The sequence below is a fragment of the Streptomyces sp. NPDC001717 genome, from assembly GCF_042892775.1.
Lineage (GTDB): Bacteria > Actinomycetota > Actinomycetes > Streptomycetales > Streptomycetaceae > Streptomyces.
Genome location: NZ_JBIAUK010000019.1, coordinates 128,270 through 153,653, shown reverse-complemented (window position 1 = coordinate 153,653; position 25,384 = coordinate 128,270). Strand labels below are relative to the sequence as shown.

The following is a 25,384-nucleotide window of genomic DNA, read 5'->3' as shown; positions in this document are numbered from 1 at the left end:
CCACCCAGATCAAGTGGGGCCTGGACTACATGAACTCCCGCTACGGCAGCCCCGTCGAGGCCTGGAACTTCTGGTCCGCCAACCACTGGTACTAAACCGGCGGCAGCACGCGCAGCACACGCACGAAGACGCTCGGCAGGGAACCCCTGCCGAGCGTCTTCTGCGTACGCGACCGCCGACTCGCGGCGGGACGGGTCATTGGCTCTGGCGGAGCTCGTCGAGCACCTTCGTGAATGCCTTCGTCTCCGCGACCAACCGCGCCCGCGCCCGCTTCTGGTCCTGGTCTCCCTGGGGCTTGAACGCGGTGCCGAAGTGCGGTTGGAGCTGCGTCCACCAGCCGTAGTCCAACATCGCCCACGCCTGCGGGCAGAGGGGCGCGCGGGTCTTCGGGAGGTAGCCGCCGTCGACCAGGGGCTGCTTGTACTTCTTCGGGTCGCTGCCTTCCAGGTAGCAGAGGAAGTTGAAGACCCTCGCCTGCGTGACGGGGTGGTCACTGGCCAGGTTCTCCAGGGTCAGCCGGCCTTCCTTGCGGGCGATCTCGTCGAAGAGGATCGCGGCGGCCAGCGACGGGCCCGGCCCGACCTCGTTGACGGTGTGGAAGGACGCGAAGCCGTCCGCCGCGTCCTCTTCGAGGCCGAGATTGGCCAGGAGGAGCTGCCTCTGCAGGGCGTGGCCCATTTCGTGGCCGAAGATGAACTCGGTGGCCAGTACCGTCAGGTCGTCGGTGTTGTACTCGGACGCGGGAAACGGGGCGGGCCGTTTGACGGTCTTCACGACGTCGGCGAAGGAGTCCTCGATCTGGGCCAGGAACGACGGCGGGATGTAGATCGTCCGGCCGTCCGGCTGAGTGACGGCGTCGGTGACGCCGGGCGGCACTTCGGCGGTGACCTTCACGACCATGTCGTACGGGAGCGTGAGCGTCCTGTTGACCCAGTCGGCCGTGCGCTCCAGCACACGGGAGTCGCGGATCAGCGCCACGACCTGCCGGTCCGCCGGAGGGACCGTCCGGTCCTCGTAGACGACGGTGACCTTCCCGGAGCGCGCCGCCTGGGGGCGAGGCCCCGCTCCGGCCGCCTGTCCGGCGTCGCGGTGCGCGCTCCCACAGCCGGTGACGGTGACCCCGGCGAGGACCAATACGCCGGCCAGGGCGCTGCGCACCCGGTGCGACTGCCTGGCGGTGTGCGGCATGTCCGTCGGCTCCCGTCGCGCGTTCCCGTTCCCGCCCTCATCGTCCGGCCGGCCGTAGGCCGCTGCCCGTCGAGTCGTCCGTTCGAGGGACCGTTCGCCGCCCGGCACCGGCACTCGGCATGGGGTGCGCAGTCGGAGGAGGGGGAGGAGCAGGGGCAGCTCACCGAGTAGGAGAGGGCCTCCCCCGTGCGGGGGAGGCGGGTTGGTCCCGGTGACCGAGGCGCCCGCGCGACCGTTCCGACAGAGTCTTCTTAGGCAGCGCACGGTGCGCCGCACGAGACCTCGGGGGACGACACGACGACCGTTACGGCCACGGCGGAACCGGTACGGCGGCGCGGGTGGCGGCAGACCTGGCCGGGCCATGTGGCGGCCGGGGCGGCACTCGCCTACGCGGCGCCGCACTTCTGGTGGGGCGCCGGGATCGGCGCGACCTTCCCCGGAGACTTCGCCTCCGCGCCGCACGGCACCTGGGAAGCCGCGATCGGCTACTGGGTGATGGGCGCGGTCGCCGTGTCCGGTGCCGTCGTCGCGCTCGCCCTGGTGCGGCCCTGGGGCCGCCGGCTGCCGCGCCGTACGCTCTGCGCCCTGTCCCTGACCGCCTCGGTCGGCATGACCCTGTGGGGCTTCACGTACTTCGCGATGCAGGGCCTGCTCGCCGCCGGCCGCGTCGTCTCGGCGCCCGCCTTCGCGGCCAAGGACGCCCACCCGCAGGCCGCTTGGGGCCTCTTCTGGTACGGCCTCTTCGTCCTGTGGGGCCTGATGCTCGGCCTGGCCGCCCGGAACCGGCTGCGCAGGGACGACGACGCCGTCGCGTCCGGATGACCTCGTACGAGGAGAACCGGGCGTACGGCGGCCCGTTCCGGTCTCTCTACGGCCCGGCGTTGCCCGTGGGCCGGGGCGTGTGGTGCGCGGCGACGATCGCGACACCCTCCATCGCGGCCGGCTTCGGAGTCCGTTTCTCGCTCCAGGCGACCGGGTCCGGCCTCGGGCCGGTCACCACGCCTCCCAGTCCCACGTGTCGAAATACGCGGGCCGGCCGGTCCGGCGGGCCGTCATGACGGCCTCCAGGCGGGCGTGGTCGCGGGCCGGCATGAGGTCCCGCCACTCCGGCACGGTCAGGGCGCGGACGTCGTCGTGTTCGTCGGAGTCCAGGACGATCGTGGCGAGTTGGGCGGACGAGAGGCGGCCGCCGTCGAAGACGACGCCGACCGTGCTCAGCGGCCAGTCCTTGCCCGGCAGCCCGAACACCGTAGCCAACAGCAGTGGCGGTCCCGGTACGTGGAGCCCCGTTTCCTCCCGGCACTCGCGTACGGCCGTGTCCCACGGGCGCTCGCCGGCTTCCGCGACGCCACCCGGCCACTGCCAGGGGTGGGCGCTGGAGTAGGTGGCCCGCAGCTGGACGGGACGGTCGTCCTCGTCGGTGAAGAACACGGCCCCGAACACCGTGGCCTTGGGGAGGGTCGCCGCGAACTCCTCCGGGGGCAGCAGCTGCTTGCTCACGACGGGTACCCCTCGGTGGGAGTGGCGGGATCGGCAGGGCGGGGATCTGACACGGGAGTCCTTCCCGACAGGACGGTGTGGAGGCGGCGCAGGGTGCGCCGGCCGCGTTCCGTGACCTCGGGGTCGTCGTGACCGGTGCCGTAGGCGATGCCGGAGACGGCGTCGAAGGCGGCCTCGCAGTCCAGGCGGAGTTCCTCGTCGGGAGTGAGCGGTCTGCCGTAGCCGGCGAGGAACGCGGCACGCAGGTCGGGGCGGCCGGTCCAGGTGTCGCCGATGCGGACCATGTCCCGGGTCGCGGTGGCGTACTCCGCCCGCTCGAAGTCGAACAGCAGGGGTTCGCCGCCTTCGGTGAGCAGGACGTTGCGGTACTGGAGGTCCCCGTGGGTGGGTACGAGGGCGGGCCGCGGGAGCTCCGCGTAGGTGCCGGCCAGGGCGAGGACCAGGTGCTCGTCCCCGTCGGCGAGGTGCGGCCGGGCTTCCTCCAGGTGACGCTCCACCTCGTCCGCGGCTGCCGAGGTGCCGCCGTTGCGCTCGGGCGCGCTGCGGTGCAGGGCGCGGGCCAGCCGGCCCAGCGAGTGCTGGACGCGTGCCTCGGCGGCCGCGTCGAGGACCATGCCGTGCAGGGGGTGCCCGGCCAGGGCGGTGACGACGACGGCCCGCGCCGCCGTGTCGGCCGCGACGAGCCGGGGAGCCCGTGGCCCGAGCGCCGGCACCCACGTCCGGTACGCGGCCACCTCCCGGGCGTGGAACTTCGGCCCGCGGTGCCGCTTCAGGTACCAGGTCCCGCCCCCGGGCCCGCTCAGACGCCACACCCGGCTGCCGGTGCGCACCCGGGACACCTCCGTCGCCCGCGTGATCCGCCCCACGGCCCGCTCGGCGAACACCCGCAGCCGGTAGGGCATCTCGGACCGATCGGCGGTCGGGCCGATGAGCAGGCGGGTGCGGTCCGGGCCGCCGGGTGCGTGTGCGACGGGGTCGTCCGGCCGCTGGAAGTGCACCGCGGCGGGGACTCCGGCCCGGTAGGCGTCCAGCCCGGCCCGGCAGTACGCCACCATCGGCCCCGGGAGCTCGTCCATCGGGTACCAGCCCAGGGCGTCGCAACGGTCCGGTTCCATGATCCGGGGCCGTCCGGACCACCGGCGGACCTCGAAGAAGACGCCCAGACGGGAGCGGGAACCCGTGGGGGGACGGTGGTGCACGGTGACGGCGGCGGTCACGTCCTCGTCGTCGATGAGCACGCCGGTCTCCTCGCGAGCCTCCCGGATCACCGCCTCCACCATGTCCTCGTCCGGGTCGAGGTGCCCGGACGGCAGGTGCCACAGTCCCGTCGCGTAGACCGGCCCGGCCCGCCGGGACAGCAGTACCTCCGGGCCGGCCACGCCGTCGCGACGCAGGACGAGATGGACGTCGATCGGCACCGTGTGCCGGGGTCCGCCGCTCACCTCGCGGGGCCGGGACGACGGGAGTCGGGAACCTGGGGCAGCCAGGCCACGGCGGTCTCGCGTTCGATTGCCACGGGGGGTGAGAGATCGGGCTGCGGCGGGTGCACGGGGTCCTCCGGATGGGCGCACGACCGGTACTGGTGCTCCGGGAACGACTCCCGATCGGGGCACGTCACGGCCGGATCCGCGGAGAACCGCGAACGAACGTTCCGGCGGGTCGTGGTGGCCTTGGAGGGCCTGCGGTGGTGGTGCTGAAACTCGCTCGAACAGGGTCGGGTCACCCGGTCGGCGGATTGCCGATGGGTCTCAGGCGAGGAAGGACAGCCGTACCGTGCGCCGTGGGTTGTCCACGTTGGTGTCCACCAGGACGACCGACTGCCAGGTCCCCAGGTCGAGTTCACCGCCCACGACCGGAAGGGTCGCGTGCGGCGGCACGAGCGCCGGGAGCACGTGGTCCCGGCCGTGACCGGGGGAGCCGTGCCGGTGGCGCCAGCGGTCGTCGGCGGGCAGCAGCGTACGAAGGGCGTCCAGCAGGTCGTCGTCGCTGCCCGCGCCCGTCTCGATGACGGCCAGCCCGGCCGTCGCGTGCGGGGTGAACACGTTGAGCAGCCCGTCGCGGCCCCGGGCGACCTCGCCGAGGAAACGGGCGCAGGCGGCGGTCAGATCGTGGACGGTCTCGGTGGTGCCGGTGGTGACGTCGATCGTCCGGGTGGTGAAGGTGTCCGTCATCCCTCCATCCTCGCGTCCCTCCACGCGACGGGCCACGCGTGCGTCAGCGGTGCAGCCGGGTCGTCCAGTCCTGGGGGACACGGTCGGCCGGTCCCGGTGCCGACTGGTCCGCCGGGTGGCCGTGCGGCGGTGTCAGCTCGGGCCCGGACTCGTACAGGGCGTTGGTGTCGAAGTTCCAGAACCACTCCTCGCCCGGCTCGAAGCTCTGCACCAGCGGGTGGCCGGTGGACTTCCAGTGGGCCGTGGCGTGTTGCGCGGGTGAGGAGTCGCAGCAGCCGATGTGGCCGCACTGGGCGCAGCGTCGCAGGTGGAACCACCAGCCGCCCACCGCGTCGCACTCCGCGCAGCCGGTGCCGCTGGGCGGGACGCTCGGGTCGATTCCTTCGACGTCGGTCATGCGGGCTCCTCGGTGCTCTGGGTGACGGTGGCGGATTCCTCGGGCGGGGCGGTCAGCGGCAGCAGCACCCGGAAGCGGGTGTCGCCCGGGGCGGATTCGACTTCGAGGCTCCCGTGGTGCTTGTTGACGACGATGCGCCAGGAGATGTCGAGGCCGAGGCCGGTGCCCTCGCCGACCGGCTTGGTGGTGAAGAAGGGATCGAAGATGCGGCTGCGGATGTCCGCCGGGACGCCGGGACCGGTGTCGCGGAACTCCACCAGCAGACGGTCCCCCTCGCGCGCCGTGCGGACCGTCAGCGTGCCGTCGCCGCCGGTGCTGCCGATCGCGAAGACGGCGTTGTCGATGAGGTTCGTCCACACCTGGTTCAGCTCGGCCGGGTAGGCGGGCACGTCGGGCACGGAACGGTCGTACGCCTTGACCACCCGCACCTGGGGGCCGATCTTGCCGGACAGCATCAGGAGGGTGCTGTCGAGGAGTTCGTGGACGTCGACGACGCGGTGCGGGGCGCGGTCGAGCTGAGAGTACTGCTTGGCCGCGTCCACGAGGTGGGAGATGCGGGCGGTGGAGTCGTCGATCTCGTCCATCAACAACTCGGTCTCGACCGTGTAGTTGAGCCAGCCGATGGCCGCCGGCAGGATCTCCTCGGCCACGGTGGCCGCGACGTGCTCCAACCAATCCGTGTCCAGACCGGCCTGTACGAAGGTCGGCGCGATCCGCCAGCCCTCCGGGATGCCGTGGTCGTCGAGCCAGTCGGCGAGCTCGTCCTCCCGGTCGGACGCCTCCAGGGGGCTGAGCGCCGTCGCCTTCGCCACGCGCTCGACGGTCCGCTCCTGGATCTCGATCAGGTCGGCGATGGCCTCGCGCGAGTACTGCCCCTGGGAGATGTGGGCCAGCTTGTGCCGCATCTTGCCGACCCGTTCCCGCAGTGTCGCGGTGGCCCTGACGGCCGCCGCGGCCGGGTTGTTGAGCTCGTGGGTGAGACCGGCCGACAACGACCCGAGCGCCAGCAGCCGTTCACGCTGCCCGATGGCCCGCTGCGTCTGCTTCGAACCGAAGAAGAGCCCCTCCAGCAGGTGCGCGGCCATCGGGAACCACTCCCGCATGATGTCCGCGAAGGACTGCGCGGGCAGGACGAAGAACCGCGTCGGCTCCGTCACCCGCATCGTGTTGTTGTACGTCTGCGGCACGCGGTCGCCGAGGTAGGCCTGCATGGCACCCGCGTACACGCCGCGCTGCGAGGTGCGGCTCACCTCGACGTCGTCGCCGCCGACCCGGCGGTAGAGGACGACGGTGCCCTCGATCATCACGTAGAAGCAGGTGGCCGGGTCCCCCTCGGTGTAGACCGGTCCGGCCTCGAACCGCTCCACCCGCCCCTCGCGGCACAGCCACCCGAGCTGCTCCGGGGAGAGCTTCTCGAACAGGAACAGCGAGGTGATCTCCTGCGGGCTGCACGGCATGACCTCGCCGCTCATGACTGTTCCAGGTAACGGTGGACGAGCATCACGGCCATGGCTCCCTCTCCGACGGCGGACGCGACGCGTTTCGCGGACCGGGCGCGCGCGTCGCCCGCCACGAACACGCCGGGAACGTTGGTCTCCAAGTGGTAGGGCGGCCGGTCCAGTTCCCAGTCGGCCGGCGGTCGCCCGTCCGGCGTGAGGTCCGGCCCGGCCAGGATGAAACCGTGCTCGTCTCGGAGCACCGTACCGTCCAGCCAGTCGGTGCGCGGGGCCGCGCCGATGAACACGAACATCCACTGGGCGTCGACGAGTTCGGTCGCGCCGCTGTCCACGTCCCGGAGCGTCAGCCGCTCCAGGTGCCCGTCCCCGCTCGCCGCCTCGACGACCGTGCGGGTCCGCACCGTGATGTTCGGCGCCTCATCGATCTGCTGGATCAGGTAGTACGACATCGACGCCGTCAGGGACTCCCCGCGCACCAACAGCGTGACCGACTTCGCGCCCCGCGCCAGGTACATCGCGGCCTGACCCGCGGAGTTGGCCCCGCCCACGATGTACACGTCATGGCCCTGGCAGGAGGACGCCTCCGTGAGGGAGGAGCCGTAGTACACCCCGCAGCCGGTCAGGTCCTCGCAGCCCGGCGCCTGGAGCTGCCGGTACGACACGCCCGTCGCCAGGATGACGCTCTGCGCGGCGATCGCCGACCCGTCGGAGAAGCGGACGACCCGCGCCGCGCCGTTGACCTCCAGCCCCGTGACCTCGCGCGCGGTGAGGATCTCGGCGCCGAACCGGCCGGCCTGGCGGCGGGCACGGTCCGTGAGCTGCGCCCCCGACACGCCGTCGGGGAAGCCGAGGTAGTTCTCGATGCGCGAGCTCTGCCCGGCCTGCCCGCCGGTCGCCGACCGCTCGACCAGAACGGTCCGCAGCCCCTCGGAGGCCCCGTACACGGCCGCGCCGAGCCCGGCCGGGCCGCCGCCGATCACGACGAGGTCGTAGAAATCGGCGGTCGGCGTCGTCGCGAGTCCGACGTGGGCGGCCAGTTCGGGCGCGTCCGGCTCGATCAGCACGGTGCCGTCCGGAGTGACCACCACGGGCAGTCGCTGTCCGTCGGCCCCGGCGGCCTCCAGGAGCCGCCGGCCCTCGGGCTCGTCGGACGAGTACCAGCGGTACGGCACCTGGTTGCGGGCCAGGAACTCCCGTACGTACGAGGAACGCGCCGACCACCGGTGCCCGACCACCTTGGTGGCGGGCACGGGCCGGTGGTCACTGGAGCGCCAGGCCGCGAGCAGGTCGTCCACGACGGGGTAGAGCTTCTCCTCCGGCGGGTCCCAGGGCTTGAGGAGGTAGTGGTCGAGGTCGACGACGTTGATCGCGTCGATGGCCGCGTTGGTGTCGGCGTACGCGGTCAGCAGCACGCGCCGCGCGCCCGGGAACACCTGGAGGGCCTGTTCGAGGAACTCGATGCCGTTCATCTGCGGCATCCGGTAGTCGGCCAGGATCACCGCGACCAGGTCGCCCCGCAGCTTCAGCTCGCGCAGCGCCTCCAGCGCGGACTCACCGGACTCGGCGCGCACGATCCGGTACCCGGCGCCGTAACGACGCCGCAGGTCACGCGCGACGGCGCGGGAAACCCCCGGATCGTCGTCCACCGTCAGGATGACGGTCCGCCCTGCATCGGCAGCCTGTGCCATACGTCTCCACCCCACGTGCTCTGGGCGGCCGGCAGCGGGAGCCGTCCGCGCCGGTTCCCGCCCATCGTATGTTCGATGGCCCGGCGACGCTCCGGGACGCAGCGGACCGTGCACCGCTGGTACATACGCGGTCGCTGCCGGTCAAGCCTTCCTCCTCCGCCCCGTGCGGATGCCGCCTGCCGATACCCGGTGTGGATCACCGGTGCATCCCCGGTGCATCCCCGGTGCGCCTATCCGAGTGCCTTCCGGACGCCCCGCGAGCGGGAAACGGGCAGCGGGGGTATGTCGTTCCGCGCGAGCCGACTTTGGGACGAATGAGGAGATCAGCCGTGTACGCAGTGGTTCGACGGTACGAAGGCGTGACCGATCCCGCCGAGGCGGGACGCCGGGTGGACGAGGGCTTCGTCCCTCTCCTGCGCCGAGTCCCCGGTTTCGTGGCCTACTACTGGATCGACGCGGGGGATGGAGTGATGGTCTCCACCAGCGTCTACGAGGACCGGGCCGGGGCCGAGGAGTCGGTCAGGAGGGCGGCCGAATTCGTCCGGGACAATCTCGCCTCGCTGCTGCCCAACCCTCCCCAGGTCACGGCCGGCGAGGTCATGGCGGCCGGGTAGCGACCCCGGGAGGGCCGCCTCACCCATTTGCCACGCCAGGGGGATCGACCCCTGTCGGCGCCTACGTGCACTTCGTCGGCGTCGATCCGGCCCTGCACGGCCAGGGCGTGGGGCGTTCCCTCTACCGGGCCTTCTTCGCGCTCGCCCGGTCGCACGGGCGCCGTTACGTGCACTGCATCACCAGCCCGGAGAACACCGCGTCACGCGCGTTCCACACCCGGCTCGGCTTCGTTCCCTCGGCCGTGAAGCCGGACTACGACGGCCCGGGACTCGACCGGGTCGCCTTCACCATCGACCTTTCCGCGGCTCCGGGAGCCGCCCTCTAGAGCAGCGCCGCCGCGCAGCCCCCCGCCGGGGCCGCGGTACGGCCATCCGGCCGTCGGAGCGGCAGGACTTCACCCTCCGGATTCCTTGGTCGCCCCCGGGCGGCATGTTTGCATCGTCCACGCGGTCGCTGCGCACGGGAGTCCGGTCGACGGGGCCGCCCTCGTGCCCGAGGACCCACCCAGGAGGATGTCGATGGCTCGCCGTACCACCATCCGCGGCCTCGTCGCCGCGGCCACCGCCGGCGCCGCGCTGCTCGTGCCGGCCGGACCGGTCGGCGCCGCCCCCGCCGCCGGTACCGTACCGCCCGCCGGTGCCGCAGCCCTGCCCCAGGCGCGGATCTTCATGGTCAACCCCGTCCAGTCCACGGGCGACCAGAGCCTCACCGACCAGCGGGACTCCCCTTCGGCCGTGCCGAACTCCGCTTACACCCTGGCCGAGTTGCGCAACCTGGACACGAGTGGGCGCCTCTCCGGGCGGTGGGCGTACGTCCGCTCCGAGACCGGCGCCCCCGCCTCGGTTTCCGCGGCCGCCACGTACAACCGCGGCAACGACCAGTTCGAGCAGGTGATGGCGTACTTCTGGGTCAACGAGGCCCAGGAGTACCTGCAGGGCCTGGGCTTCGGCAGCGAGCTCCCCGGCGTGAACAACCGTCCGCAGGCGGTGCGGATCAACCAGTACGGCCTCGACAACTCCTTCTTCGCGGGCAGGAGGGGCGAGATCCGCTTCGGCAAGGGCGGTGTCGACGACGCAGAGGACGCCGAGGTGATCGTCCACGAGTACGGGCACGCCGTGCACCAGGCGCAGGTTCCCGGCTTCGGCCGGTCGCCCGAAGCGGGGGCGATCGGCGAGGCGTTCGCGGACTACCTGGCCGTCGAGGTGGGGGAGAACGCGGTACAGGCGAACGGCTGGCCGCGCCGGGCGGACCTGGCGTGCGTGGCGGACTGGGACTCGGTCCCGTACACCACCGCCCCGCACTGCCTGCGCCGGGTGGACGGCAACAAGGTGTACGGGGACATCGAGGGCGAGGTGCACGCCGACGGCGAGATCTGGTCGCGGGCGCTGTTCGACATCCGGAACGCGCTGGGCGCCCGCACCGCCGACCGGATCATCGTCAACGCGCAGTTCGGCTTCGCACCCGACACCGACTTCCAGGACGCGGCGCTGACGACCATCGAGACGGCGCGTCAGATGTACGGCGCCACGGCGGCGGACGCGGTGCGGGCCGCCTTCGCGGCCCGGCAGATCCCCGGCGTCGTGTAGCCCCCCACACCCTGCGGGACCGGTCCGCCCACTCCGATCGACCGATGCCCCGGCCGTCGACGACCCGACGGCCGGGGCATCTTCACGTCTCCGTCACCGCCCCTTCGGGCGTCCTCGCCGCGATGTGTGACGCGAAGTGATCCTCTGGCAAGGTCTCCGATGTACTACGTCGTGACGCTGATGGAGAAGGCCACCGGTCACTTCCTGGACGTGAAGGACGCCCGACTCACCCTCCACGACATGCGGTTCCCGCTGATGTGCTGGGCCTGGAACCAGGAGTTCGTGGAGAAGGGCCACCCCTGGAACCGCGGAGTCCAGTAGCGCGGCCGACGGCCGGAGCACCACGTCACGGGAGTGGGGCCGCACCCGTGCCCCGTGGCCGATCCGGGGCACGGGGCACGGGGTTCCGCGGTCGTCGGGGCTCAGAGTGCCCCGACGATCTTTCGTGCGGCGATCCGGACGACCACGCGTGGGGCGTCGTCGACGGACGCCGGGTTGAAGTCGCGGTACTTCTTGCCCGTGTACTTCACCGAGAGCTCGTCGATCAGCTCCTGGCCGCCCTCGGTGCTGAGCTCGGCGGTGCCACGGATCTCCGCGTACTCGTACGGGGAATCGAAGGGCTGGAGCAGTACGGTGACGCGCGGGTCGCGGCGCATGTTCTTCTCCTTGCGCCGGCCGACCGTCGTCGAGATCAGCACGTCGTCGCCTTCGCGCTTCACCCAGACCGGTGACACCTGGGGGCTTCCGTCGGGCTGGATGGTGGCGATGGTGACGAAGACGGGGCTGTCGAGCAGTTCCTTGAGCCTGTGGCTGAGCTCGGCGGACATGGTGGGTCCCTTCGGACGGGGTGTGGATGTCGCCCCACCTACTACCGCAGCCCACCGCGTTTTCGCGGGAACCCGCCGATCACCGCCGTGGCGCCCCCGCCCTTCTCCGTCAGTCCCGGTACACGAGGATGAACTCCGGGTAGGGGTGCGTGCCCTGGCGGTCCGCCGTCTCGTCGAGGGCCCTGCGCAGGGTCCGCAGGTGGGCCGCGGTGAGCTGGAGCGGCGGCTCGTCCGGCTGGTGCGTGGTGCCGCGGGGGTAGTCCTCGCCCGGCGTGGTCGTCATCTCGATGTGGCATCCGAGGACGTGGCGGATCGGGTGGGTGGCGCAGAAGTCCAGCAGCCGGTCGACGGTGGCCGAGTACGCCGTGCGGTCCTCGATGTAGAGCCGCCCCGGGTAGAGGGAGTCGCCGGTCAGCAGGAGGCCGGTGTGGCGGTCGTGGAAGACCACCGCGGCCGGCTGGTGGCCGGGGCCGGGGATCAGGTCGAGGATCCGGCCGCCCAGGTCCAGCGTGCCGGTGCGGTGCGGCCAGTCGGTGAGGCCGAAAGCGGCCGTGACCTCGTCGGGGCCGGGCCCCACGACCGTGGTGAGGGGCCGGTCCGTGAACTGCGAGTCCGCCGCGATGTGGTCGCCGTGTCCGTGCGTGTGGGCGACCAGCAGCGCGTACGAGGGCCTCGGGTGGCGTTCCAGCCAGTCCGCGACGAGCCGGTCGACCGTCTCCCGCAGCGGGAAATGGGCCGGGTCGGCGGACGCGCCCGTGTCGAGGAGCAGCGCCCGCTCATTGCCGAAGAGGAGGAAGAGGAACGGGGCTTCGTAGTGCACGGATTTGTTCTGGCGCAGGATCACCGTGTGCTCGGAGTAGGCGTGGACCTGGATCTCCGGAGCCGGGTCGTGCTTCGGGGAGGGCCAGCCGGCGTGCCAGACGACATCGAGACTGCCTGCGACCGGGGCGCCCCGGAGAAAGTCGATCACGTGTCCAACCTACCCGCGCAGCCGGGCGCGGGGGAGTCCGCCGCCGGTCGGCCTGCCCCGCGCCCGCCCCGCCCCGCGCCCGACCGGCCCGCCCGCCCGCCCGGCTCGCGCGCGCCGCAGAATCGCGGTTTCGTGGTGGCATGGGCGTGCGTACCGATACGGCGGCATCGAGCGCCGGACCGGTCCCTCGCCGTGACCGAGGAGGGCGGAACATGTCCGCACCGGGTCCCACGGCCGGCCGCCGACTCCGGGCGGCGGTCCTCATCGCGGCGCTGGCCTGCTCGGCGCTGCTCACGGGCACCGGTCCCGGACTCGGGCCCGGGCCCGCCGCCGCGCAGAGCACGCCCCCGTCACCCTCGGCGACCGTACCGAGGCTGGACTGGAGCCCGTGCAAGCCCGGCAGCCCCTGGGAGTGCGCCACGGCGAAGGTGCCGCTCGACCACGCCGCCCCCGCGGGCCGCACCATCGACCTCGCGGTCGTCCGCCGCCGGGCCACCGATCCCGGCCGGCGCATCGGCACCCTCTTCGTGAACCCCGGCGGTCCCGGCGGCCCCGGCACCGTGCAGGTTCCGCAGAACTACGACGCCTTCCCGAAGGAACTGCGGGAACGGTTCGACATCGTCAGCTGGGACCCCCGCGGGATCGGCAACAGCACGGCCGTGAACTGCTTCGACACCCCCGCGGAGGCCAAGAGCTGGGCGGCCCGCCCACCCGGGGGCTTCCCGGTGGGCGAACAGGAGCGCAAGGCGTGGATCGACGCCTACGCGGACCTCGGCCGGCTCTGCGAGAAACGCGACCCGGACCTGCTGCGCCACGTGTCGACCGCCGACACCGCCCGGGACCTCGATCTGCTCCGGCGGTCGGTGGGCGAACCGAAGCTGAACTACCTCGGCGTCTCCTACGGCACGATCCTCGGCGCCACGTACGCCAACCTCTTCCCCGGCAGCGTCCGCGCCATGGCCCTCGACAGCAACATCGCCCCCCGGGCCTGGATCGACGGCGGCCCGCAGGCCGATCCCCGCACCACGACCCTCCTGCGCATGGGCTCGGACCGCACCGCCGCCGCCACCCTGGACCGGTTCCTCACCCTGTGCGGATCGGCGCCCGCGGCGCGCTGCGCCTTCTCGGCGGGCAGCCCCGAGGCCACCCGGAAGAAGTTCGACGTACTGATGCAGCGGCTGCGGGAGCGTCCGATCGGCCCCTGGACGTACGCCAAGACGGTCGCCGACACGGTGAACAGCCTCTACATCGTCGACCCCGGCTGGACGGCCCTCGCGGGCAGGCTCCAGGAGCTGTCGCAGGGCCGTGTCCCCACGCCCGCGGCGTACCCGCCGCCACCTCCCGTGGACCGACCGAACCCGTACCTCGGGGACGAGCAGGCGTCCGCCGTGTGGTGCGGCGACAGCCCCAACCCACGTGACCCCGCCGCCTACCACGGACTGGAGGAGGACAGTGCCCGGCGGGCCGGCGACGTCGGACGCTACTGGACGTGGGCGGCGGAGCCCTGCGCCGACTGGCCGGCCCGGCCCGCCGCCGGGTACGAAGGCCCGTGGAACAAGCCCACCGCCCACCCCGTCCTGGTGATCGGGACCCGGTACGACCCCTCCACGCCGTACACGGGCGCCCAGGCCATGGCCCGTGAGCTGGCCGACGCCCGACTCCTCACGAACGACGGGCACGGGCACACCGCGCTGTTCAACAACGGCAGCAGCTGCATCAGCGCGTACGAGAGCCGCTACTTCGTCGACGGGACGCTCCCGCCCCCCGGCACGGTCTGCCGCCCGGACCGGATCCCCTTCTCCTGACGGATGGGGCGTCGGCCCAGCGCGGCGACGACGGCTTCGGCGGCTCGCGCGATGAGGCGGTCGTCGTGCCCGGCGTCCGGAGCGGTGCGGCTGGACAGGACGGCGACGACGATCGGCGCGCGACGCGGCGGCCACAGGACGGCGATGTCGTTGCGGGTGCCGTACTCGGCGGTGCCGGTCTTGCGTGCCGCTCGGTGACGGGCGAGTGGGTGACCAGGTCGTCCCGGGTGTAGTGGACGACCCGGTCCAGGCCCGCGGGGGAGTTCTTCCTCACCACCGCCGCCGCGGCCAGGGCCTTGTACGTGGAGGCGAAGGCGAACCGCTCGTCCGCGCGGTGCTCGGCGACGCGCCCGCTGCCGGTGTCGAGTGCGTACACACCCAGCCGGGCGTCGAACTCCCGCTCCAGGCCGGCGAAGGCGTCGTCCGCCGGAGCGACGGACGGTCCGGCCGTGGCGTCGGCCTCGGCGGGGACGCCGCCGAGCAGCGGCGCGAGCGCGACGGTGGACAGCGCGGCGAGTGAGGCGCGTCGGGTCAGGACCACGGGAAAGTCCTTCTCCTCCGGATTTGACGGACTTTAACGAGGCTATCGGCATCGGGCACCCCGGCCGGGCGTCGTAAGGGCCGCTGTTAGTCTGCGCCCATGACCAAGGGGAGAGCGTCAGGTCGGATGGCCACCATGGCGGGGAGCAACAGGGCAGAGCGCGTACTGATCCTGGCCAGTTTCGTGAACCGGGTCGGCAACGGGCTCTTCAACACGGCGTCCGCGCTCTACTTCACCTTGGTCGTGGGACTCCCGGCGGCGCAGGTGGGCGCCGCCCTCACCGTCGCCGGCCTGGTCGGCCTGCTCGCGGGGATACCGGGTGGCCACCTGGCCGATCGACGCGGGCCGCGCACCGTCATGATGCTCGCCCTGGCGGTCCAGGCGCTGGCGATGTCCGCCCTCGTACTGGTCGAGAGCTGGTCCGCCCTCACGGTCATCGCCACCGTCGACCAGCTGGCGGCGGCGGTCGGCGGTGCGGCCTGGGGAGCCCTCGTGAGGCGGGTCGGCACCGACCGCCCGGCCCTGTTCAGGGCGAAGCTCCGGACGTACGTCAACCTGGGCGTCGTCCTGGGAACCGCGGGTGCCGGATTCGCGGTCGCGGCGAACAGCCGTTCCGCCTACTTGGTGTTGATCGTCGGCAACGCCGTCAGCTTCGCGCTCTGCGCCCTCCTGCTGCTCCTGCTGCCCCACTACGAGCCGTTGCCGCGGCCGCCGCAGCAGGGCCGTTGGGCGGCCCTCGCCGACCGGCCGTTCGTGACCTTCACGGTCCTGTACGGCGCGATGGGGCTGCAGTACGCGACGGTGTCCCTGCTCCTGCCCATCTGGATCTCGGAGCACACGGAAGCACCACGCTGGACCGTGGTGGCGGTGTCCGCGATCAGTGCCGGGGTCTGCGTCCTCCTGCAGACCAGGATCGGCTCGCGCATCGAAACCCCTCGCGACGGCGGCCGGGCCTTCCGCACGGCGGGACTGCTCTTCCTCATCAGCTGCCCGATGATGGCCCTGACCGCGCACACCCCCGGGTGGGCGGCGGCCCTCCTCGTCGTCGCGGCGATCTTCGTCCACAGCCTCGGGGAGATCTGGGAGTCATCGGCCTGCTTCGCCCTCGGCTTCGGCCTGGCACCGGAGCACGCCCAGGGCCAGTACCAGGGACTCCTCGGGCTCGGCTTCAACGCGGGCCAGGCACTCGCCCCCGCCATCCTCACCACCGTCGTCCTGGGAGCCGGCACGACCGGATGGCTGCTCCTCGGCGTGTTCTTCGCCGCCGTCGGCGCCGCCGGACCCCCGCTCGAACGCTGGGGCACGCGCACCCGACCCGGCCGGGGGACCGCGGACGCGGAACCCGGCAGGGAACCGGAGGAGGCGCGCGCCTAGCCGAGCACCCGCTCGCGGTCTCCTTGGTGCGCGGCGGAGCGCACGGCGTGCGACGCGGGCCCTCGACGGCGGTCTGCGAGACTGACCGCGTGAGCACAACCCGCAGCACCGCAGCTGGAAAAGTCCTCGAGGTCCTCTCGGCCTTCGACCGCGAACACCCGTCGCAGACCCTGTCGGAGATCGCCCAGCGCACCGGTCTGGCCCTGAGCACGACGCACCGGGTGGTCGCGGAACTGGCCGACTGGGGGGCGCTGGAGCGCGCGGAGGACGGGTCGTGGCACGTCGGGCTGAGGCTCTGGGAGATCGCCTCGGGATGCCCGCGCACCCAGATCCTGCGCGATGTGGCGCTGCCCTTCATGCAGGACCTCTACGAGGCGACCCACGAGAACATCCAGCTCGCGGTGCGCGAGGGCACGGAGCTCGTCTTCGTCGAGCGGATCGCCGGGCACCGGTCGGTGGAGCTGCTGACGATGGTGGGGAGCCGGTTCCCCATCGGCTCCACCGGGATGGGGCGCGTCCTGCTCGCGCACGCGCCGCTCGACATCCAGCACGAGGTACTCGAATCCCCGCTGCGGGCCTGGACCCCGCACACCGTCACCGATCCGAAGACGCTCCGTGCGCAACTGGACCGCATCCGCCGCGAGCAGGTCTTCGTCAGTGACCGGCAGCTCTCGCAGAGCACGGTCGCGGTCGCCGCGCCGGTGAGGATCGGTCGGAGCGGGCCGGTCAGCGCCGCCTTGGGGGTCGTGATCGCGAGGCACAGCGCGGATCGGGCGCGCGGGCTGCGCGAACCGCTGTTGAGGGCCGTCCACGGCATCTCCGACGAGCTCGGGCGACGCACCCGCCCGACCGCCTGAGACCCGATCGGACGTCCGCCCGACGGAAACGCCGCGGACCGAACCGGCGCTCCCGGCCACCGCCGGGCTCCGGGCACGGTCCGTGACGAAAGCGACGACCTAACCGGCCGGCGCCGGGCGGGTCCCGGGGGCGCCGCACATCGCCCGGTCGTACAGGGACGACAGCGCCGCGTCGATGGGGTGGGGCTGCGGGGTGCCCGAGGCGTCGATGACGTTCCAGCGCTGGAGGTTGACGGCGACGGACATCTGGCGCACGCCGTCGGCCCGGGTCAGCGAGATCGTCCCGGCGCCCCACACCGTGCCGTCGTGACCCCAGAAGGTGCCGCAGCGGGTCTCGACCCGGTGCAGTCCGAGGCCGTACCGGATGGGGGAGCCGTCCAGCGCCCGCACCGGGACCGTCCGCTGCATCTCTGCCAGCGACGACCGGCTGACGATCCTGCCGTCGAGCAGGGCGGCGTAGAAGCGGTTCAGGTCGTCCATGGTCGACACGAGCGCGGCGCCGGTGCCCGTCCAGGACATGTTGTAGACGCTGTAGTCGCGCGGCGGGTCGAGGAGGCCGTAGAACGCCTCGTACATCCGCGCGTGCGGTCCCTCGATCCACGGCCCGGTCGGGAAGGACGTCTCGCGCAGACCCGCCCGCTCGATGACGTCGTGCGTGATGTACGCCTCGGCCGTGGTGCCCGTCACCCGTTCCAGGAGCCGCCCCAGCAGCAGGTAGTTGGTGTTGGAGTAGACGCCGGGCGTGGCCCCGGGCTCACCGGCGGGCGGAGCGGACAGCCCCAGCTCGATCAGCTCCTCCGGGCTGAACTGCCGGAAGCGGTTGTCGTCCAGGCTCCGGGAGGACATGTCGGGCAGGGACGGGAAGCCCTGGAGCGACGGGAAGGCGTACGGGATGTAGTCGGGGATGCCGCTGGTGTGGTTCAGCAGCATGCGTACGGTGATCCCCCTGCCGCGTTCGCCCGGCACCAGCTCCGGCAGGTAGTCCCCGATCGGTGCGTCGAGGCGGATCCGTCCCCGCTCGACCTGCTGGAGGACGGCCGCGGCGGTGAACGTCTTGGTGACGCTGCCGACGCGCTGGCGCATGCCCGGTGTGACGGGGCGCCCGGTCGCGATGTCGGCGACCCCGGAAGCTCCGCGCCACGTGCGGCCGCCGTCGCGGACCTGCGCGAACACGCCCGGGACACCTGCCCGGTGGACGCCCTCCAGGGCGGTGCCGAGCGCCGTCGCCCCGTCCACGCCGGGCTCGGGGGCCGCCGTCGCGCTCGTGCCCGTGCTCACGCACACGCACACGCCCAGCGCGACCGTCGCCGCGCACACCACCAGCCGGATCCTCTTGGCCTTCGTGCTGGTCTTCGTCATGGTCTTCTTCCCTTCCCCGGTCACGGGGCCAGGGCGCGCCGCAGGGCCGCGCCGACATCGGTGATCTGACGCTGCGACACCTCGGCGGACAGGATCGCCTGCGAGCCGTGGAACGTGCCGGGCCACTGGTGGAGCTCGACCGATACGCCCGCGCGCAGCAGACGCAGCGCGTACTCGATCCCTTCGTCGCGGTTCGGGTCGAGCTCGGCGGTGGCGATGTAGGCCGGCGGCAGTCCGGACAGGTCGGCGGCCCTCGCGGGAGCGGCGTACGCGGTCGCGGGCCGTGCGCCCAGGTAGTGCCGCCACGAGGCGCGGAGCTTGTCCCGCGTCAGCCAGGGGGTGTCGGTGAACTGCCGCTGTGACCAGGTTTCCTGGCGGTCGTCGAGCCCGGGTTCGTTCAGCAGCTGGAAGTGGATCGCCGGGCCCTGTTCGTCGCGTGCCCGCAGGGCCACGGCGGCCGCGAGGTTCGCGCCGGCGCTGTGGCCGCCGACCGCGATCCGCGCCGGGTCGACGCCGAGTTCGGCCGCGTGGTCCGCGGTCCAGCCCAGGGCCGCCCACACGTCGTCCAGTGCGGCCGGGTGGGGGTGTTCGGGGGAGAGCCGGTAGCCCACCGAGACCACCACCGCGCCGGTGGCCACGGCGATCCGGGCGGCCCATCCGTCCTCGGTGTCCAGGTCGCCGACGACGTGCCCGCCGCCGTGCATCCAGACGACGGCGCCCTGCGGCCGGTGCGGTCGGTAGAGGCGGACCGGCACGGGCGGTTCGGCGGGCAACAGCCGGTCCTCGACGAGCAGGTCCGACGATTCGTGGGCCGGCCGTGCCGTGGCGAGTTCCGCGTAGACCTTGCGGTCGGCGACCGGGTCGGTCCAGTCGCAGAGCGGGAACAGCGGTACGAATGCTTCGAGTTCGGGGTCCATGGCGACCATCCTGTCGGCCGCCGCCCGCAGCGTCGCCCGCCATCCGTCGCGCATCGCACGCCCGACACGCACCGAACGGCGCGGCCCCTGCCTCCTATCCTTCGGGCATGGAGGCATTGGCCGTACGGCTCTCGGGACTGGATCCATACGTCGACGGCGCGATGCGCATCGTCGCCTTCTACGACACGCTCATGCGCCGCAGGGTGGACCTGCCGGCCCTCGGTCGGGCCTCGGCCGCCCTCGCCGAATGCGTCGTGGGGATCCGGCTCCACGGCACGGGGCGCGTCGTACGCGTGACTCCGGACGGGCGGCCCGCCCCCGCCCTCCCCGCGCCCGCGTCCACCACCGTCCCGATCACGCTCGACGAGGAGGAGATCGGCACGGTGTGGCTGGAGCGGCCCGGCCCGGCCGGCCCGCTCGACGAACTGCTCCTCGACCGGCTGGCGCTCGCCGCCGCCGGGGTCGTCGAGCGGTACGGTCCGGCCCGGACCACCATGGCCGACCCCGCCCTCGTCGAGCTGGCCATCAGCGCCGACACCGACGAGGCCGACCGGGCCCGGGCGTTGCGGCTGCTGGGCTTCGCCGCCGGGGTGCCGGTCCGCGTCCTCGCCGTCCGCTCGCCGCTGCCGCTCGACCGGGTCGGAGCCCTGGTCTGCCCGGCGGGGCCCGTCAAGGCGGCGCTCGTCGGCGACGTGGGCGTCGTCCTGGCGACCGCGGTCGACCCGGGCCGCCTCCCGGCGGACGCCCGCGCGGGCATCGGCGCCGACGGCGGCCCCGACCGCTCCTGGCGCCAGGCCCGCGCGGCCCTCCGGTTCACCGGCCCGCGCGAACCCGTCGTCCACTACGCGGACCTGGGCGCGCTGGCCCTGCTCGCGGAGATCCCGGAGGAAGCCGTACGGGACAACCCGGACGTGGCCGCCATCGCCCGGCTCGCGGCCGACCCGCACGACCTCGAAACCCTGGACGCCTACTGCGCCACGGGCTCCCTGCGGCGCGCCGCCGAGATGCTCCACCTCCACCACAGCAGCGTCTCCCGCCGCCTCGAACACATCGGCCGGAGCCTCGACATGGACCTCACCGCGCCCGCCGGCCCGCTCCGGGCCAGGCTCGCCCTCACGGCATGGCGCCTCCTCGCCGACGGGCCGCCGGCCACCGCGTGAAACCACCGCACGTGTACATCCGGCGAGCCCGGGCAGGCGGGCCATGAACGCACACGGAACGACGAAGGGAGCTGTTCTCCATGACCGAGAACGTCTGGACCTACCGCGCGACCGTCGCCCGCATCGAGGGTGCGGACCTGGCCGGCTACAAGGTGGAGGCGACCGACGGCAGCATCGGGAAGGTCGACAAGCACTCCGACGAGGCCGGATCCGCCTACCTGGTCGTGGACACCGGACCGTGGATCTTCGGCAAGGAGGTCCTCCTCCCGGCGCGCACCGTCATCGGCATCGACCTCGAGGACGAGAAGGTCCACGTCGGGCTGACCAAGGAACAGATCAAGAACGCCCCCGAGTTCGTCCGGGACAAGCACCTTCAGGACGAGGGGTACCGCCACCAGATCGGCGGCTACTACGGCGGCATGCCGCACATGTGAGCGCAAGGCCGCAGGCCGGCGGCCCGCCCGGCCCCGGACGCTACGCGCCGATGTCACGCCGTCGCAGGTCCTCCAGGGTCTCGCGCCGGACCAGGAGCCGGGCGGCGCCCTCGTGGACCGCGACCACCGGCGGCCGGCCCACCATGTTGTAGCCGGAGGCCATGGACAGCTGGTACGCCCCGGCCACCGGTACGGCGATCAGGTCGCCGGGTCGGACGTCGCCGGGCAGTTCCACCCCGGCCGCGAGGACGTCCCCGGCCTCGCAGTGCCGGCCGACGACCGTGGCGGTACGGGTCGCGGCGGCCGAGGCGCGGCCGATCAGCCGGGGCGCGTACCGGGCTCCGTACAGGGCGGGCCGGGGGTTGTCGCTCATGCCGCCGTCGACGGCGACGAACACCGTGTCGCCGGTGTGCTTGACGGCCAGGACCCGGTACAGGGCGATCCCGGCCGGCCCCACGACGGCCCGGCCGGGCTCGACGGCCAGTCGCGGGACCGGCATCCCGGCGGCGGAGCAGCTCGCGACCAGCTCGCTCCGCAGCCGCCGCGCCAGCGTGGTGACGTCCAGCGCCGCTTCGCCCGGCCGGTACGCGATGCCGTGCCCGCCGCCCAGGTCGAGCTCGGGCAGCGCGATGCCGTGCGCGTCGCGGATCCGGGCCATCAGCCCGACCATGCGGCGCAGCGCGGTGAGGTAGGGCTTCACCTCGGTGATCTGGGAGCCGATGTGGCAGTGCAGCCCGGTCAGCTCCAGCCGGGGCTGGGCCAGGATCCGGGCCACGGCGTGCTGCGCGGACCCGTCACTGACGGACAGCCCGAACTTCTGCCCCTCCGTACCCGTGCGGATCTTGTCGTGGCCACCGGCGGAGACACCCGGCACCACCCGCACCAGCACCTTCTGACGCCGCTCGGGCCCGATCGCGGCGGCGATGCGGGCGATCTCCGACGGGCTGTCGATGACGATCCGCCCGACGCCCAGCCGCAGCGCACTGGTGATGTCGTACGGCGATTTGGCGTTGCCGTGCAGCACGATCCGCTCGGGCGGGAACCCCGCCGCCACGGCCTGCTCCAGTTCTCCCGCCGAGCAGACGTCCAGGCCGAGCCCCTCCTCGTGGACCCAGCGCACCATCGCACGGGAGAGGAACGCCTTGGCCGCGTAGACGACCTCGGCCTCGGGGAAGGCGGTCCGGTACGTCCGGCAGCGCTCGCGCACCTCGCCCTCGTCCAGGACGTAGACGGGGGTGCCGAACCGCCGTGCCACGTCCGTGAGCTCCACCCCGCCGACGGTCAGGCCGCCGTGCGCGTGCCGGGCCGTGGACCTCGGCCAGACGGAGAGGTCGTCCGTGCCCGGTTCCGACGTGCCCATGACCGCAGTGGTCATCGTGTGCCCTCCCTTCGCTCAGGCGGCCGAGGCCGGGGAGACGGGCCCTGCGGCGGGCACCGGGGCACGACCGGTGCCGGCGGTGTCCGCGGTGACGGACCCGGTGACCGCGGGGGCGGTGAGGGTCGGGTCGACGGTGAGCAGTTCCGCGCCGAGCGGCTCGGACATGCCCCTCAGTGCCGCCTCGGAGAGCCGGATCCACGGCTGCTCGGCCCCGAGGGCGGCGGCCAGCCTGCCGGGATCGGTGAAACCGACGGCGGTACGCGCGCCCAGCGGGGTGCGGAACATGCGCACCACCACCCGCTCCGTTCCCGGCCGGACCGGGACGTAGAGGAGTCCGGCCGGGACGCGTTCCTCGGGCTCGGGGTCGTCGTCGTACTGGAACAGGCACATGGGGTCCTCCAGGAGGAGCCGTGAACGTCGGACGGTGCCCCGGGTGCGGGGAGGCGTTCCGGGGCGGTACTCGGAAGCTATCCCCGTACCGACGCCCGGGTGGACCGTCCTTGACGGAGCCTTGACGACGACCCCCGGAGTCCATACGCCTCGCTGACGCCCCGACGCGCTCCGCTCGCCCTCCGCCGCTCGGGGGCGGCCGACACCGGCGAGGCACGGCCCTCCTCGACCGGAACGCGAACGCCCCGTGACATCGGCGAACCGATGTCACGGGGCGTCCCGGGGCCGGCGGCTACCGGCTGAGCGACCCGAGGGCGGCCGGGTCGTACGGCTTCAGCTCGTCGAAGCGGTTGCCGAGGACCTTCGCCGCCCACTGCGGGTCCTGCAGCAGTGCCCGGCCGACGGCGACCATGTCGAACTCGTCGCGTTCCATGCGGTCCAGCAGGTTGTCGATGTCGCCCAGCGCCGCCCCCTCGCCGGCGAAGGCGCGGATGAAGTCGCCGTCCAGGCCGACCGAGCCGACGGTGATGGTCGGTCGGCCGGTGAGCTTCTTGGTCCAGCCCGCGAGGTTCAGGTCCGAGCCGTCGAATTCGGGGAGCCAGTAGCGCCGGGTCGAGGCGTGGAAGACGTCGACGCCCGCCGCCGCCAGCGGGGCCAGGATCGCCTCCAGCTCCTGCGGGGTCTGCGCGAGCCGTCCGTCGTAGGCCTCCTGCTTCCACTGCGAGTAGCGGAAGATCACCGGGAACTCGGCCGAGACGCGCTCGCGGACCGCGGCCACGACCTCCGCGGCGAACTTCGTACGGGCCACCGCGTCGCCGCCGTAGGCGTCGGTGCGGCGGTTGGTCCGCTCCCACAGGAACTGGTCGAGCAGGTAGCCGTGGGCGCCGTGCAGTTCGACGCCGTCGAAGCCGATCCGCTCGGCGTCCGCGGCGGCGTCGGCGAACGCGCCGATGACGTCGTCGAGGTCGGCGCGGGTCATCGCCTTGCCGGCGCCCTCGGTCCCGTCGACGCGGATGCCGGAGGGGCCGACGGCGGGCGCGTCGGGGTACGGCGCCTCGCCCTGCTTGCGCACCATGCCTATGTGCCACAGCTGCGGCACGATCGTGCCGCCCGCCTCGTGCACGGCCGCGGCGACCTTCGCCCACCCCGCCAGCTGGTCCTCGCCGTGGAACCGCGGCACCCGGTCGCTCTGCCCGGCGGACTCGTGACCGACGTAGGTGCCCTCGGTGACGATCAGGCCCACACCGGCGGCGGCGCGGTTGGCGTAGTACGCCCGCACGTCCTCGCCGGGCACGCCGCCGGGGGAGAACATCCGCGTCATCGGGGCCATCGCGATGCGGTTGGGGACGGTCAGGCCGTTGAGCGTGACGGGCCGGGAGAGGATCTCGGCCGCGCGGGAGGCGGTGGACGTGGTGAGGGTCATGCGGGTCCTCCGGGTTGAGGCTGTGGCTCGTCGGGTGACAACGAGAAGTGCATCCTACACACGATATGTATCATGCATATTGCGGCGCTCCCGGCGGCCCACGGGTCGGCGATAATGGATCGCCGGAAGGATCGGGAGGCGCAGTGCTGGAGAAACTGGAGCGGGAGCTGATGCTGCTCTCGCGGCACCAGGTGCTCGCGCGGCGCGAGCGCGACCCCGAACGCCTGGACCGGTCGGCGTACCTGCTGCTCAGCCGGATCGACACGCAAGGCCCCATGTCCATCGGACAGTTGGCGGAGGCCTTCGGGCTCGACACCTCGACCGTGAACCGTCAGACGGCCGCACTGTTGCGCTGCGGACTGGCCGAGCGCGTCGCGGACCCGGACGGCGGCATGGCCCGCAAGCTGCGCATCACCGACGAAGGCGGGCGCCGGCTCGCCGCGGACCGCGAGGCCAACCGGTCCTGCCTGGCCCAGGTGGTCGCCGGCTGGTCCCCGGAGGAGGTACGGGAGCTGGAGGACGTCCTGGTCCGGCTCAACCGCAGCGCCGAAGCCCTCGAAGGGCGGTTCTGGCCGCGCACGGAGGAAGGCGACACCCACGCCGCGTGCCACCCGCAGACTCCGCGGGAAACCTCGTCCCCCGCCCCCTAGCGGCCCCCGCGACCGACCCCAGGCGCGGCCTACGTCGGCGGCTGCCGCCCGGCCGGGCGCTGCGCCCGCAACCAGGCGTCGGCGGCCCGTGGCGAGCGCAGGCGTACCACTCTCAGCGGGGCGAACCGCGTGTCGCCGGCGAGCCGGCCGATCTCCGCGCGCCGTGACGCGTACCTCGACCAGGCCCACCAGGCCGGGTGGTCGGAGCGCAGCCACTCCCGCCACCGCTCCCGGTTGCCGCCGAAGAGCCGTTCCCGCACCAGGCTCCGGCGCAGGGACCGCAGAAGGACCCGGCGCATCACGACACGGCGCGGATGGTCGAGCCACACCACGGTGTCGGCCCGCCGCCACAGGAACTCCCGCGCGGCTTCGGGCCCGTGGGAGTCCAGGACCCACCGCTCGCCCGCCCCGATCGAGGCGACGTCCGCGGCGTACGACGGATTGACGGCCCACCGCGGCCCCGAGAAGTGGAGGGCGTCCATTTCGTGGTACGGAAGCCCGAGTTGCCGTTCCAGCCCTCGGGCCAGGGTCGACTTGCCGGCGCCACTGATGCCGACCACGAGTACACGGTGCATCGGTGGAGCCTACCGACGGGCCGGTTCGAGGAGGACGCGGCACCGGCCGGGGCGGGGCGCGGGGCACGCCGTGAGCCCGTTTTCGCGCAGGCCGCCGTGTACGGGGCCGGCGAAATTCGCCG

28 protein-coding genes and 1 pseudogene are annotated in these 25,384 nt (G+C 72.9%); 13 read left to right on the top strand and 16 right to left on the bottom strand.

Going from position 1 to position 25,384, the window contains the following annotated elements:
* Nucleotides 1–95, top strand: a pseudogene (locus ACFYZL_RS26790) (lytic transglycosylase domain-containing protein); the annotation flags it as partial.
* 100 nt (nucleotides 96–195) lie between these two features.
* Here ACFYZL_RS26790 and ACFYZL_RS26785 read toward each other — a convergent pair.
* Nucleotides 196–1,188 (bottom strand): DUF4344 domain-containing metallopeptidase, encoded by a 993-nt coding sequence (locus ACFYZL_RS26785; protein ID WP_388682424.1) that lies wholly within the window; start codon nucleotides 1,186–1,188, stop codon nucleotides 196–198.
* 363 nt (nucleotides 1,189–1,551) lie between these two features.
* Here ACFYZL_RS26785 and ACFYZL_RS26780 point away from each other — a divergent pair, with 363 nt between their 5' ends.
* Nucleotides 1,552–2,010 (top strand): DUF3995 domain-containing protein, encoded by a 459-nt coding sequence (locus ACFYZL_RS26780; RefSeq protein WP_388682422.1) that lies wholly within the window; start codon nucleotides 1,552–1,554, stop codon nucleotides 2,008–2,010.
* Between the two features lie 171 nt (nucleotides 2,011–2,181).
* Here the strand turns inward: ACFYZL_RS26780 and ACFYZL_RS26775 are convergent, their stop codons facing one another.
* The 6 genes from ACFYZL_RS26775 to ACFYZL_RS26750 form a co-directional block, all read right to left on the bottom strand.
* The gene (locus ACFYZL_RS26775; RefSeq protein WP_384758613.1) at nucleotides 2,182–2,688 is read right to left on the bottom strand and encodes an NUDIX domain-containing protein; all 507 of its coding nucleotides are present in this window, start codon (nucleotides 2,686–2,688) and stop codon (nucleotides 2,182–2,184) included.
* Complete coding sequence (locus tag ACFYZL_RS26770) at nucleotides 2,685–4,106, bottom strand: phosphotransferase (RefSeq protein ID WP_388682420.1); 1,422 nt, start codon at nucleotides 4,104–4,106, stop codon at nucleotides 2,685–2,687. Before ACFYZL_RS26770 ends, ACFYZL_RS26775 begins: the two co-directional genes overlap by 4 nt.
* Nucleotides 4,107–4,436: 330 nt before the next feature.
* Nucleotides 4,437–4,859 carry a YjbQ family protein gene (locus ACFYZL_RS26765; RefSeq protein WP_388682418.1) on the bottom strand — a complete coding sequence of 141 codons (423 nt, stop codon included), beginning with the start codon at nucleotides 4,857–4,859 and terminating at the stop codon, nucleotides 4,437–4,439.
* 43 nt (nucleotides 4,860–4,902) lie between these two features.
* Complete coding sequence (locus ACFYZL_RS26760; RefSeq protein ID WP_384754668.1) at nucleotides 4,903–5,256, bottom strand: UBP-type zinc finger domain-containing protein; 354 nt, start codon at nucleotides 5,254–5,256, stop codon at nucleotides 4,903–4,905.
* Nucleotides 5,253–6,728 (bottom strand): ATP-binding protein, encoded by a 1,476-nt coding sequence (locus ACFYZL_RS26755; RefSeq protein WP_388682416.1) that lies wholly within the window; start codon nucleotides 6,726–6,728, stop codon nucleotides 5,253–5,255. The genes ACFYZL_RS26760 and ACFYZL_RS26755 overlap by 4 nt, the downstream gene beginning before the upstream one ends.
* Nucleotides 6,725–8,401 carry an FAD-dependent oxidoreductase gene (locus tag ACFYZL_RS26750; RefSeq protein ID WP_388682414.1) on the bottom strand — a complete coding sequence of 559 codons (1,677 nt, stop codon included), beginning with the start codon at nucleotides 8,399–8,401 and terminating at the stop codon, nucleotides 6,725–6,727. The genes ACFYZL_RS26755 and ACFYZL_RS26750 overlap by 4 nt, the downstream gene beginning before the upstream one ends.
* Nucleotides 8,402–8,730: 329 nt before the next feature.
* Between ACFYZL_RS26750 and ACFYZL_RS26745 the strand changes: the two genes are divergently transcribed.
* From ACFYZL_RS26745 to ACFYZL_RS26730, 4 genes are all read left to right on the top strand, one after another.
* Nucleotides 8,731–9,015, top strand: coding sequence for a hypothetical protein (locus tag ACFYZL_RS26745; RefSeq protein WP_384754677.1), 285 nt, complete (start codon nucleotides 8,731–8,733; stop codon nucleotides 9,013–9,015).
* Between the two features lie 65 nt (nucleotides 9,016–9,080).
* The gene (locus ACFYZL_RS26740; RefSeq protein ID WP_388682411.1) at nucleotides 9,081–9,341 is read left to right on the top strand and encodes a GNAT family N-acetyltransferase; all 261 of its coding nucleotides are present in this window, start codon (nucleotides 9,081–9,083) and stop codon (nucleotides 9,339–9,341) included.
* Nucleotides 9,342–9,534: 193 nt separating this feature from the next.
* On the top strand, nucleotides 9,535–10,602 hold the full coding sequence (locus ACFYZL_RS26735; protein WP_384754682.1) for a M4 family metallopeptidase: 1,068 nt from the start codon (nucleotides 9,535–9,537) through the stop codon (nucleotides 10,600–10,602).
* Between the two features lie 159 nt (nucleotides 10,603–10,761).
* Nucleotides 10,762–10,923, top strand: a complete 162-nt coding sequence (locus ACFYZL_RS26730) for a hypothetical protein (protein ID WP_384754713.1) — start codon at nucleotides 10,762–10,764, stop codon at nucleotides 10,921–10,923.
* A gap of 101 nt (nucleotides 10,924–11,024) precedes the next feature.
* Here the strand turns inward: ACFYZL_RS26730 and ACFYZL_RS26725 are convergent, their stop codons facing one another.
* Entirely contained in the window at nucleotides 11,025–11,429 is a 405-nt protein-coding gene (locus ACFYZL_RS26725) for a PPOX class F420-dependent oxidoreductase (RefSeq protein ID WP_384754685.1), read from the bottom strand.
* Nucleotides 11,430–11,538: 109 nt separating this feature from the next.
* Nucleotides 11,539–12,399 carry an MBL fold metallo-hydrolase gene (locus ACFYZL_RS26720; RefSeq protein ID WP_384754688.1) on the bottom strand — a complete coding sequence of 287 codons (861 nt, stop codon included), beginning with the start codon at nucleotides 12,397–12,399 and terminating at the stop codon, nucleotides 11,539–11,541.
* Between the two features lie 212 nt (nucleotides 12,400–12,611).
* Between ACFYZL_RS26720 and ACFYZL_RS26715 the strand changes: the two genes are divergently transcribed.
* The gene (locus ACFYZL_RS26715; RefSeq protein WP_384754691.1) at nucleotides 12,612–14,204 is read left to right on the top strand and encodes an alpha/beta hydrolase; all 1,593 of its coding nucleotides are present in this window, start codon (nucleotides 12,612–12,614) and stop codon (nucleotides 14,202–14,204) included.
* Here ACFYZL_RS26715 and ACFYZL_RS26710 read toward each other — a convergent pair.
* On the bottom strand, nucleotides 14,116–14,580 hold the full coding sequence (locus ACFYZL_RS26710) for a serine hydrolase (RefSeq protein ID WP_388682437.1): 465 nt from the start codon (nucleotides 14,578–14,580) through the stop codon (nucleotides 14,116–14,118). The two genes, ACFYZL_RS26715 and ACFYZL_RS26710, sit on opposite strands and share 89 nt — an antisense overlap.
* On the opposite strand from ACFYZL_RS26710, the gene ACFYZL_RS26705 reads away from it, so the two are divergent.
* From ACFYZL_RS26705 to ACFYZL_RS26695, 3 genes are all read left to right on the top strand, one after another.
* A complete protein-coding gene (locus ACFYZL_RS26705) occupies nucleotides 14,539–14,724 on the top strand; it encodes a hypothetical protein (protein WP_388682441.1) in 186 nt (61 codons plus the stop codon). The two genes, ACFYZL_RS26710 and ACFYZL_RS26705, sit on opposite strands and share 42 nt — an antisense overlap.
* A 120-nt stretch (nucleotides 14,725–14,844) precedes the next feature.
* Entirely contained in the window at nucleotides 14,845–16,119 is a 1,275-nt protein-coding gene (locus ACFYZL_RS26700; RefSeq protein ID WP_388682407.1) for an MFS transporter, read from the top strand.
* An 89-nt stretch (nucleotides 16,120–16,208) separates the two neighbouring features.
* Complete coding sequence (locus tag ACFYZL_RS26695) at nucleotides 16,209–16,976, top strand: IclR family transcriptional regulator (RefSeq protein ID WP_384754699.1); 768 nt, start codon at nucleotides 16,209–16,211, stop codon at nucleotides 16,974–16,976.
* 99 nt (nucleotides 16,977–17,075) lie between these two features.
* Here the strand turns inward: ACFYZL_RS26695 and ACFYZL_RS26690 are convergent, their stop codons facing one another.
* Nucleotides 17,076–18,335 carry a serine hydrolase domain-containing protein gene (locus ACFYZL_RS26690; RefSeq protein WP_388682405.1) on the bottom strand — a complete coding sequence of 420 codons (1,260 nt, stop codon included), beginning with the start codon at nucleotides 18,333–18,335 and terminating at the stop codon, nucleotides 17,076–17,078.
* Nucleotides 18,336–18,355: 20 nt separating this feature from the next.
* On the bottom strand, nucleotides 18,356–19,306 hold the full coding sequence (locus ACFYZL_RS26685) for an alpha/beta hydrolase (RefSeq protein ID WP_388682403.1): 951 nt from the start codon (nucleotides 19,304–19,306) through the stop codon (nucleotides 18,356–18,358).
* A 53-nt stretch (nucleotides 19,307–19,359) separates the two neighbouring features.
* Between ACFYZL_RS26685 and ACFYZL_RS26680 the strand changes: the two genes are divergently transcribed.
* Together ACFYZL_RS26680 and ACFYZL_RS26675 are read left to right on the top strand one after the other, a co-directional pair.
* Nucleotides 19,360–20,412, top strand: coding sequence for a helix-turn-helix domain-containing protein (locus tag ACFYZL_RS26680; protein ID WP_388682401.1), 1,053 nt, complete (start codon nucleotides 19,360–19,362; stop codon nucleotides 20,410–20,412).
* 80 nt (nucleotides 20,413–20,492) lie between these two features.
* The gene (locus ACFYZL_RS26675) at nucleotides 20,493–20,846 is read left to right on the top strand and encodes a PRC-barrel domain-containing protein (RefSeq protein ID WP_388682399.1); all 354 of its coding nucleotides are present in this window, start codon (nucleotides 20,493–20,495) and stop codon (nucleotides 20,844–20,846) included.
* Between the two features lie 40 nt (nucleotides 20,847–20,886).
* On the opposite strand, the gene lysA is transcribed toward ACFYZL_RS26675, so the two are convergent.
* The 3 genes from lysA to ACFYZL_RS26660 all read right to left on the bottom strand — a co-directional run bounded on the left by lysA (nucleotide 20,887) and on the right by ACFYZL_RS26660 (nucleotide 24,037).
* Nucleotides 20,887–22,221, bottom strand: a complete 1,335-nt coding sequence (lysA, locus tag ACFYZL_RS26670) for a diaminopimelate decarboxylase (protein WP_388682397.1) — start codon at nucleotides 22,219–22,221, stop codon at nucleotides 20,887–20,889.
* Between the two features lie 18 nt (nucleotides 22,222–22,239).
* On the bottom strand, nucleotides 22,240–22,614 hold the full coding sequence (locus tag ACFYZL_RS26665; RefSeq protein ID WP_388682395.1) for an SAV_915 family protein: 375 nt from the start codon (nucleotides 22,612–22,614) through the stop codon (nucleotides 22,240–22,242).
* Between the two features lie 292 nt (nucleotides 22,615–22,906).
* Nucleotides 22,907–24,037, bottom strand: coding sequence for an NADH:flavin oxidoreductase (locus tag ACFYZL_RS26660; protein ID WP_384754789.1), 1,131 nt, complete (start codon nucleotides 24,035–24,037; stop codon nucleotides 22,907–22,909).
* A gap of 146 nt (nucleotides 24,038–24,183) precedes the next feature.
* Here ACFYZL_RS26660 and ACFYZL_RS26655 point away from each other — a divergent pair, with 146 nt between their 5' ends.
* The gene (locus ACFYZL_RS26655) at nucleotides 24,184–24,687 is read left to right on the top strand and encodes a MarR family winged helix-turn-helix transcriptional regulator (protein ID WP_388682435.1); all 504 of its coding nucleotides are present in this window, start codon (nucleotides 24,184–24,186) and stop codon (nucleotides 24,685–24,687) included.
* Between the two features lie 29 nt (nucleotides 24,688–24,716).
* On the opposite strand, the gene ACFYZL_RS26650 is transcribed toward ACFYZL_RS26655, so the two are convergent.
* The gene (locus ACFYZL_RS26650) at nucleotides 24,717–25,262 is read right to left on the bottom strand and encodes an adenylate kinase (RefSeq protein ID WP_388682393.1); all 546 of its coding nucleotides are present in this window, start codon (nucleotides 25,260–25,262) and stop codon (nucleotides 24,717–24,719) included.
* Nucleotides 25,263–25,384 lie beyond the last annotated feature (122 nt).

Bases quoted from the DNA above. Each gene is read 5' to 3' on its own strand.
- ACFYZL_RS26680 (WP_388682401.1), top strand. From the start codon at position 19,360: ATGGAGGCATTGGCCGTACGGCTCTCGGGACTGGATCCATACGTCGAC.
- ACFYZL_RS26665 (WP_388682395.1), bottom strand. From the start codon at position 22,614: ATGTGCCTGTTCCAGTACGACGACGACCCCGAGCCCGAGGAACGCGTC.
- ACFYZL_RS26735 (WP_384754682.1), top strand. From the start codon at position 9,535: ATGGCTCGCCGTACCACCATCCGCGGCCTCGTCGCCGCGGCCACCGCC.
- ACFYZL_RS26725 (WP_384754685.1), bottom strand. From the start codon at position 11,429: ATGTCCGCCGAGCTCAGCCACAGGCTCAAGGAACTGCTCGACAGCCCC.
- ACFYZL_RS26650 (WP_388682393.1), bottom strand. From the start codon at position 25,262: ATGCACCGTGTACTCGTGGTCGGCATCAGTGGCGCCGGCAAGTCGACC.
- lysA (WP_388682397.1), bottom strand. From the start codon at position 22,221: ATGACCACTGCGGTCATGGGCACGTCGGAACCGGGCACGGACGACCTC.
- ACFYZL_RS26760 (WP_384754668.1), bottom strand. From the start codon at position 5,256: ATGACCGACGTCGAAGGAATCGACCCGAGCGTCCCGCCCAGCGGCACC.
- ACFYZL_RS26755 (WP_388682416.1), bottom strand. From the start codon at position 6,728: ATGAGCGGCGAGGTCATGCCGTGCAGCCCGCAGGAGATCACCTCGCTG.
- ACFYZL_RS26685 (WP_388682403.1), bottom strand. From the start codon at position 19,306: ATGCGCGACGGATGGCGGGCGACGCTGCGGGCGGCGGCCGACAGGATG.
- ACFYZL_RS26690 (WP_388682405.1), bottom strand. From the start codon at position 18,335: ATGACGAAGACCAGCACGAAGGCCAAGAGGATCCGGCTGGTGGTGTGC.
- ACFYZL_RS26700 (WP_388682407.1), top strand. From the start codon at position 14,845: ATGACCAAGGGGAGAGCGTCAGGTCGGATGGCCACCATGGCGGGGAGC.
- ACFYZL_RS26765 (WP_388682418.1), bottom strand. From the start codon at position 4,859: ATGACGGACACCTTCACCACCCGGACGATCGACGTCACCACCGGCACC.
- ACFYZL_RS26750 (WP_388682414.1), bottom strand. From the start codon at position 8,401: ATGGCACAGGCTGCCGATGCAGGGCGGACCGTCATCCTGACGGTGGAC.
- ACFYZL_RS26785 (WP_388682424.1), bottom strand. From the start codon at position 1,188: ATGCCGCACACCGCCAGGCAGTCGCACCGGGTGCGCAGCGCCCTGGCC.
- ACFYZL_RS26715 (WP_384754691.1), top strand. From the start codon at position 12,612: ATGTCCGCACCGGGTCCCACGGCCGGCCGCCGACTCCGGGCGGCGGTC.
- ACFYZL_RS26660 (WP_384754789.1), bottom strand. From the start codon at position 24,037: ATGACCCTCACCACGTCCACCGCCTCCCGCGCGGCCGAGATCCTCTCC.
- ACFYZL_RS26675 (WP_388682399.1), top strand. From the start codon at position 20,493: ATGACCGAGAACGTCTGGACCTACCGCGCGACCGTCGCCCGCATCGAG.
- ACFYZL_RS26730 (WP_384754713.1), top strand. From the start codon at position 10,762: ATGTACTACGTCGTGACGCTGATGGAGAAGGCCACCGGTCACTTCCTG.